Raw genomic sequence first — 7,447 nt, forward strand, 5'->3', positions numbered from 1 at the left:
TGCCGGCCGCCATCGCGTCCCGGCCTCTGGCCTTCGCGCCCTATCGGGTCGGCAGCGCCTTCGTCGGAGCGCCAATGGGGGGCGCGCCAATGGGGGGCGCCCCGGTGCGCGGGGCCGCCTGATGTCGGGCGAGGTCACTCCGGATTTCGGGCGCGGCCGGCGCATCGGCCAGGACGAGGCGATCTATTGCGCCGGCAAATCCCCGGCCCAGATCGAGATCATCCTGGACCTGGCCGCCACGGCTGGCGTCGGGCTGCTGCTGACCCGGCTGGAGGCGGCGAAGCTGGACGCCCTGCCGGCGGCGCAGCGTGGGCAGATCGATTTCTGCCCGGTGTCGCAGACCGGGTTCTTCGGCCCGCTGCGCCCGGTCGCGGCGGCCGGCCAGGTGGCGATCGTGTCGGCCGGCACTTCCGACATCCCGGTGGCGCGCGAGGCCGAACGCACGCTGCGCCATGCGGGCCAGCAAGCCAGCCTCATCGCCGATGTCGGCGTCGCCGGGCTGTGGCGGCTGACCGACCGGCTGGACGAGATTCGCGCCCATCCGGTGGTCATCGTCGTCGCCGGCATGGATGCGGCGCTGGCCAGCGTGCTGGGCGGGCTGGTGGCCGGGCCGGTGATCTGCGTGCCGACCTCGGTCGGCTACGGCGTCGCCACCGGCGGGCGCACCGCGCTCGACGCCATGCTGGCCAGCTGTGCCCCGGGGCTCACCGTCTGCAACATCGACAATGGCTACGGCGCCGCCTGCGCCGCCCTGCGGCTGCTGCACGGCGCCCGGCAGATCCAGGGGTCCTAGAGGCGCGGCTATATCCAATCCGTCCGGACGGGGTAGGCCTCCTCTGGCTGGGCCGGCAGCAGCGCCAGGACCCGCGCGATCATGGCGTTGACCTGGTCGGGCACCTCCATCTGCGGGAAATGGCCGGATCCCAGGACCCGCGCCGTCACCAGCCCGGGGATGGCGGCGCCCAGCGCCGTCATGTCAGCCATCGCGACGGTGGCGCCGATATAGGCGGCCGGCACCCGGCAGGCGGCCGCCACGGCCGCGGCGTCGAAGGCCAGCAGATGGTCGACGAAGGCGGGGACGGCGACATGCTGGGCCGTGCCGGCCATCCGTTCGACCAGGGCGGCTTTGCGGTCGATGTCGTCGGTGTCGGCGAACAGTCGGGAGGCGGTGGCGAGCATCGCTTCCCGGTAATGCGATCCGCCCAGGGCCTGGCCGATCGCCGGCAGGCTGCCGCGCACGGCCTCCGGCGGGAACAGGACGGTGTCGATCATCACGATCGCCGCCGGCACATCCGGCCGGCGGGCGGCGAGCTGCAGCGCCACGTTGCCGCCCATGCTGTGGCCGACGATCACCGGCTTGTGCAGCCCGAGATGGCCGATCTGCCAGCACAGATCGTCGACGAAGCCGTCGACGGTGTAGTTCTGCCGGGGTGCGTCGCTGGCGCCATGGCCGCGCAAGTCGACGCCGATCACGTGGTGGCTGCCGGCGAAATGATCGAGCTGCGGGGCCAGGAAGCCGTGGTCGCAGGCCCAGCCATGGACGAAGACCAGGGCCGGTCCGGCTGGCCGGTCGGGCCGCCGCTCGACATGGGCCAGGCGGACACCGTCGCGAACAAGGATTTCCACGGGTTGCCCCCTGTCTGGTTTGGTGCCCGAGGCACCACCCGATCATGCTGGCCGGCCCGCCCTACGGAACGATGTCAGGCGCCAGGGAGCTCACTACGGCTGCAACAGCCGGCCCAAGGCCGCCTGGCAGAACCAGACGTCATATGCAACTGGTTGCTCTTTGAATAATCCGGTTGCATAGTGCAAGCGGAACAGGAGCCGCCGACCCATGAGCGATCAACACCGATCCGGTTGCCCGATCAATTTGACGCTGGAAGCCCTCGGCGACCGCTGGAGCCTGCTGGTCATTCGCGACATCATGTTCGGCAACCGGCGGCATTTCCGCGAGCTGCTGACACGGTCGGATGAGGGCATCGCCTCCAATATCCTGGCCGATCGGCTGAAGCGGCTGGTCGAGGCCGGCTTCCTGACCCGGGCCGACGATGCCAGCCACAAGCAGAAGGCTGTCTACAGCCTCACCGAACAGGCGATCCAGCTGGTGCCGCTGCTGGCCCATATGGGCGCCTGGGGCCGCCGCCATCTACCGGTGACCGAGGCCCTGTCGATCCGGGCCCAGCTGCTGGAGGAGGGTGGGCCGGCGCTGTGGCACGAGTTCATGGACGAGTTGCGGCACATCCATCTCGGCCTGCCGTACCAGCCGGATGGCCCGACCGTCAGCACGCGCCTGCAGCAGGCCTTCGAAGCGGTCATGGCCAGGACTGCGGAGGCCACGGCCGCGGCAGGCTGACCTTCGAAAGCGCTCAGGCCGCGGCGGCCGCTCGCCGTCGCTTCCCGGATGGGGCCGGCGGCTGCGGCGGCGCAACCTCGCTCTCGCGCAGGCCGACGCGCTGGGCCGCACCGTTCAGATGGCCCTGCATCGAATTCTGGGCGGCGAGGCCGTCCTTGGCCTCGATCGCCGCCAGGATCCCCTCATGTTCGGTCAACGTCACCACCGCCATGTCCTCGGACGGGTGCTGGTTGCCGGCGGCCAGGATGCTCTCCCGCACCCGTTCGGCGACGAAGCCGATGAACTGCACGAGATAATCGTTGCGGGTCGCCGCGGCGATGGCGCGGTGGAAGTCCAGATCGGCATCCAGCCAGGCGACGCTGCCATAGGGGGAGGCCGTCATAGTCATCAGGGCCTGGCGCATGGCGTTTAGATCCTGAGCCGTCCGGCGCTCTGCCGCCAGGGCGGACGCCCGGACCTCCAGGGCGCCGCGCAGCTCGAACAGGCTGCGGAACGCGTCGCCATGCTGGATGGTGTCGTAATCGATCTTCAGCACCGTCGACTTGGTGCTTTCCGACACGAAGGCGCCACGGCCCTGCTGCGACCACACCAGGCCTTCGGAGGCCAGCCGGGCGATCGCCTCGCGCACCACGTTGCGGCTGACGCCGAAGGTTTCCGCCAGGGCCTGCACGGTCGGCAGCTGGTCGCCCGGCTTCAGCCGGCCGCGCGCGATCTCACGCGAGATCGAGCTGGCGACGAGCGTCGGCAGGTGCGGTCCGCGACTGACCTTGTCGAGCTTCAGCGCCATGGGTTTCATCCGTTCGGAACAGCAGATTCGCCCGGCAGAATACGCCCGTTGCTCAGAATATGCTTCGGGTCGAGCGCATCCTTCAGCCGGGTGGCGAGGTCGAGCGTGACCGGGTCGATCCGGTCCAGGAAGGCCTGCTGCTTGACCCGGCCGATGCCGTGTTCGGCGCTGATGCTGCCGCCCAGGCGGTCGACCACGTCGAAGATCAGCTCCTCGGCGCCATGGAACAGGGCATCCATCGCCCCCGGCGCCAGGCCGCGCGGCGGGATCACGTTGAAATGCACGTTGCCGTCGCCGACATGGCCATAGGCCAGGGCCATCGCTTCCGGATACCGGCCGCGCACGGCGTCGAGGGTCGCCGCGATGAAATCGGCGATGCGGGAGATCGGCACCGAGACGTCGGTGCGCAGGTAGCGGCCGCCGCCGCCCTGGGTTTCCACCATGGTCTCGCGATACAGCCACAGCCGCTCGCCCTGCGCCCGGCTGGAGGCGATGATGCCGTCGCGGACGATGTCCTCGGCCCCGCCGAGGAAGCCCTCCACCAGGCCGCGCAGGTCGACCGCGCCGCCGGCCGAGGCCTCGATCAGGACATAGGCCGGATAGATCTCCGCCAGCGGGTCGGGGAAGTCCGGCCGGTTGCGCAGCGTCACCTCGATGCCGTCGCGCAGGATCAGCTCGAAGGCGGTCAGGAGATCGCTGCAGCCGCGGCGGGCGCGGGCATACAGCTCCATCGCGTCCTCGACCGAGGCCAGCCCGACCAGCGCGGTCTCGACCTGGGTCGGCTTCGGGAACAGCTTGAACGCGGCGGCGGTGATGATGCCCAGCGTGCCTTCGGCGCCGATGAACATCTGCTTCAGGTCATAGCCGCGATTGTCCTTGCGCAGCACCTTTCGCCCGTTCCAGATCCGGCCGACGGCCAGCACCACCTCCCGGCCCAGCACCAGGTCCCGGGTCATGCCGTAGCGCAGCACGTTGAAGCCGCCGGCATTGGTCGACACGTTGCCACCGATGCGGCAGGTGCCCTGGGCGCCGAAGGTGATCGGCAGCAGGCAGTCGACCTCATCCGCGGCGGTCTTGGCGTCCTCCAGGATGCAGCCGGCCTCGACCACCATGGCGAAGTCGATCGGGCTGATCTGGCGGACAGCGTTCATCCGCTCCAGGCTGATCACGACCTCACCCGTCGGGGCCGCCACGGCGGCGCCGACCAGCCCGGTCAGCCCGCCCTGCGGTACCACCCGGATGCCGGCCTGCCAGCAATGCCGCATCAGGGCCGAGACCTCTTCGACACTGCGCGGCTTGACCACGGCCAGCGGCCGGCCGAAATGGTCGCCCGACCAGTCGCGGCTGTAACGCTCCACATCCTCGTCTGCGGTCAGCAGCGCATCGCCGGGCAGGATCTCCGCCAGCGCGGCGATCGCTTGGGCATGCGGATGAGCGGACGCTATCGTCAATTGGGATGCCTCGATAGGATGTAAAGCTGGACAGCAAACACTATCATCCTGTTATCATACAACTGTGATGACCGGCATCAAGCCATGTTTGCGCGCCCGTGCAGACCGCCGGTCCCGGCAGCCGACCCGGCGCCGACCCTTTGAGACGCTAGGAGACTGGACCGATGAGCGAAGCGCAAAGCCGTTTCCGCATGATGCACACGATGATCCGTGTGTTCGACCTGGACAAATCCATCGCCTTCTACACCGGCCTGCTCGGCATGCAGCTGTTGCGGAAGGAAGATTTTCCTGAGGGCCGCTTCACCCTGGCCTTCGTCGGCTATGGGCCCGAGGCGAACAGCACGGTGGTGGAGCTGACCCACAACTGGGACCAGCCCGGCCCGTATGAGATCGGCAGCGGCTTCGGTCATCTGGCACTCGGGGTCCGGGACATCTACGGCGTCTGCGAGGCGCTGGAGCGCCAGGGCGCGAAGATCCCGCGCAAGCCCGGCCCGATGAAGCACGGCACCACCCACATCGCCTTTATCGAGGACCCCGACGGCTACAAGATCGAGCTGATCGACCTCGACACCCAGGGCTGATCGCCGGCCCTTCGGGGCCTTTTCCCGATCACAGACAAGACAGCGAAGCCGGCACTGCCGGCTTCGCTGCTGTCGTTTCGGGGCCAGGATCCGGCTTTCCGAAGAGGTGTGGCATAAGTGAAGAAATGCATTTAAAATCAATGAGTTGAAACAGAACGCCACATTTCTTAGCCGAGGCTTAGAGTGATATGTTCAGGTTCGGGTTGATGCCTCTGGTGGGCCGCTGATGGACCGCGCGTCGAAGGCCGCGCTGGCCAGCGTGTTCGTGGGCGCGCTCGTCCTCGCCTTGAAATTCTTGGCCTACTGGCTGACGGGGTCGATCGCGCTCTACTCCGATGCCCTCGAAAGCATCATCAACGTCGTGGCCGCCGGCGCCGCCTTTATCGCCCTGCGGGTTTCGGCCCAGCCGGCGGATGCCAACCATCCCTATGGCCACACCAAGGCCGAGTATTTCTCGGCGGTGTTCGAAGGGCTGCTGGTGGTGCTGGCCGCGCTGTCGATCCTGCAGGCCGCCTATTTCGGGTTTCTCGATCCGCACCCGATTGACGCGCCGTTGCTCGGTCTCGCGGTCAATGCCGCGGCATCGGCGATCAACGGCGTCTGGGCCTGGCTGCTGCTGCGATGGGGCCGGGCCTGGCGCTCGCCGGCGCTGGTGGCGGATGGGCGCCATGTCCTGACCGACGTCTTCACCTCGGGCGGCGTGCTGATCGGCGTCGGCCTCGTCGCCCTGACCGGCTGGCTCGTCCTCGACCCGATCCTGGCCGCGCTCGTCGCGCTCAACATCCTCTGGTCCGGCTATGCCATGATCCGGGAATCGGTCGGCGGCCTGATGGACGAAGCGGTATCAGGCGAAACCCTGGCCCGCATCCAGTCGGCGATCGCCCAGGGCGGCAGCGGTGCGCTCGAAGCGCACGACGTGCGGACGCGGCATGCCGGGCGGCTGACCTTCATCGACTTTCACCTGGTGGTGCCGGGCGACATGCGCGTGTCCGAGGCCCACGCCATCTGCGACCGCCTGGAGGCGGCGCTGCGGCGCGACATCAGCCCCGACAGCGTCATCACCATCCATGTCGAGCCGGAGGAAAAGGCGAAGCACGGGGCCGTCGCGATCAGCCGGGGTGGGGCCTACGTGGCATAGCCGACAGCCGGGCTATTCCCAGGAAGGCCAGCACGGCAATGCTGCCGAGAGCGGCAGTGACGGAGAGCGCCCAGCCGGTCCCGAAGGTCTGCATCAGGGAGGCGAAGGCGAACGGCGCGGCCGAGGCGACGACCAGGCGCACGGACGTGACCCGGCCCAGGCGCTCGCCATAGCCATCGCTTCCGAACAGCTCCAGCGGCAGCGTGCCCTGGACGATGCTGTTCAGGCCGGAGCCGAGGCCGAACACGACGGCGAAGGCCAGGGCCCCGGCAAGCCAGGGCGCTGTGCCCAGCAGAATCAGGGCCGCGGCCGGCATCAGCATCGCCGACATCACCGCCAGGGCAATCTGGGGAAGCCCGCCGCCGAAGACCATGTTGGTGAATCGGCTCAGCACCTGGGCCGGGCCGAACAGCGTCCCGACCAGGACGCTGGCCGCGCCCAGGCCCAGGGCCGCCAGCAGCGGCAGCATGTGAACGAGGATCGCCGCGTTGATGAAGCTCTCCAGCGCGAAGCCGGTGACCATCAGCAGGAAGCCGAGCGGCCGTCCGGCTGGATGAAGACGGCCCTCGACCGGGGCAATCGGCATGGGGGCCGCCGTGATGGGGCTTGGCTTCCGGGCCCGTCCCGGGACATGGGAAAGCCAGGCATGCGCCGGCAGGCAGATCGCCAGGTGCAGGACGGCAAAGACCAGATAGACCTGCTGCCAGGGCAGGTGGGCGTGAAGTGCCGCGGTGATCGGCCAGAAGATCGTCGATGCGAAGCCGGCGATGAGCGTCAGATGGGTGATGCTGCGCTGTGCGGTCTGCGGCCGGATCTGGACCAGCAGCGCAAAGGCCGCGCTGTACTGGACAAAGGTCGACGCGACCTCGAGGGCGATCAGGCCGAAGACGAAGGCGATGCGGCCGGGGGCGAGCGCGCAGGCCACCAGGGCGGCGGCGGCGAGGGCCGACCCGATGGTCATCACGCGCCCCGCGCCATGCCGGTCGATCCAGCGCCCGACCGATGGGGCGGCAAGGCCACCGATCAGCAACGCGCCGGAGAGGGCGCCGAAGATCCATTCGGTCGGCCAGCCGAAGTCCCGGGCCATCGCCGGCGCCATGATGCTGAAGCTGTAATAGAGCGTGCCGTAGCCGATGA

Annotated in this window: 8 protein-coding genes; 4 read left to right on the forward strand and 4 right to left on the reverse strand. The window is 68.8% G+C overall.

Annotated features, from left to right (window positions below):
- Positions 1 to 121 precede the first annotated feature (121 nt).
- Positions 122 to 793 (forward strand): nickel pincer cofactor biosynthesis protein LarB, encoded by a 672-nt coding sequence (larB, locus tag AC3XYG_RS27675; protein WP_489143096.1) that lies wholly within the window; start codon positions 122 to 124, stop codon positions 791 to 793.
- 8 nt (positions 794 to 801) lie between these two features.
- Here larB and AC3XYG_RS27680 read toward each other — a convergent pair whose 3' ends face one another.
- Entirely contained in the window at positions 802 to 1,626 is an 825-nt protein-coding gene (locus tag AC3XYG_RS27680) for an alpha/beta fold hydrolase (protein WP_489143097.1), read from the reverse strand.
- A gap of 208 nt (positions 1,627 to 1,834) precedes the next feature.
- Here AC3XYG_RS27680 and AC3XYG_RS27685 point away from each other — a divergent pair, with 208 nt between their 5' ends.
- Positions 1,835 to 2,353 (forward strand): winged helix-turn-helix transcriptional regulator, encoded by a 519-nt coding sequence (locus AC3XYG_RS27685; protein WP_489143098.1) that lies wholly within the window; start codon positions 1,835 to 1,837, stop codon positions 2,351 to 2,353.
- 13 nt (positions 2,354 to 2,366) lie between these two features.
- Here the strand turns inward: AC3XYG_RS27685 and AC3XYG_RS27690 are convergent, their stop codons facing one another.
- Both AC3XYG_RS27690 and AC3XYG_RS27695 read right to left on the reverse strand, forming a co-directional pair.
- Positions 2,367 to 3,140, reverse strand: a complete 774-nt coding sequence (locus tag AC3XYG_RS27690; protein WP_489143099.1) for a FadR/GntR family transcriptional regulator — start codon at positions 3,138 to 3,140, stop codon at positions 2,367 to 2,369.
- A gap of 5 nt (positions 3,141 to 3,145) precedes the next feature.
- Positions 3,146 to 4,591: an FAD-binding oxidoreductase gene (locus AC3XYG_RS27695; RefSeq protein ID WP_489143100.1), complete on the reverse strand. Its 1,446-nt coding sequence runs from the start codon at positions 4,589 to 4,591 to the stop codon at positions 3,146 to 3,148.
- 164 nt (positions 4,592 to 4,755) lie between these two features.
- Here AC3XYG_RS27695 and gloA point away from each other — a divergent pair, with 164 nt between their 5' ends.
- Positions 4,756 to 5,172 carry a lactoylglutathione lyase gene (gene gloA / locus AC3XYG_RS27700; RefSeq protein ID WP_489143101.1) on the forward strand — a complete coding sequence of 139 codons (417 nt, stop codon included), beginning with the start codon at positions 4,756 to 4,758 and terminating at the stop codon, positions 5,170 to 5,172.
- A 226-nt stretch (positions 5,173 to 5,398) separates the two neighbouring features.
- Positions 5,399 to 6,310: a cation diffusion facilitator family transporter gene (locus AC3XYG_RS27705; RefSeq protein ID WP_489143102.1), complete on the forward strand. Its 912-nt coding sequence runs from the start codon at positions 5,399 to 5,401 to the stop codon at positions 6,308 to 6,310.
- Here AC3XYG_RS27705 and arsK read toward each other — a convergent pair.
- The coding region (gene arsK / locus AC3XYG_RS27710; RefSeq protein WP_489143103.1) for an arsenite efflux MFS transporter ArsK at positions 6,282 to 7,447 on the reverse strand (1,166 nt) is incomplete at its 5' end. The genes AC3XYG_RS27705 and arsK overlap by 29 nt on opposite strands.

This window comes from Inquilinus sp., assembly GCF_057815775.1.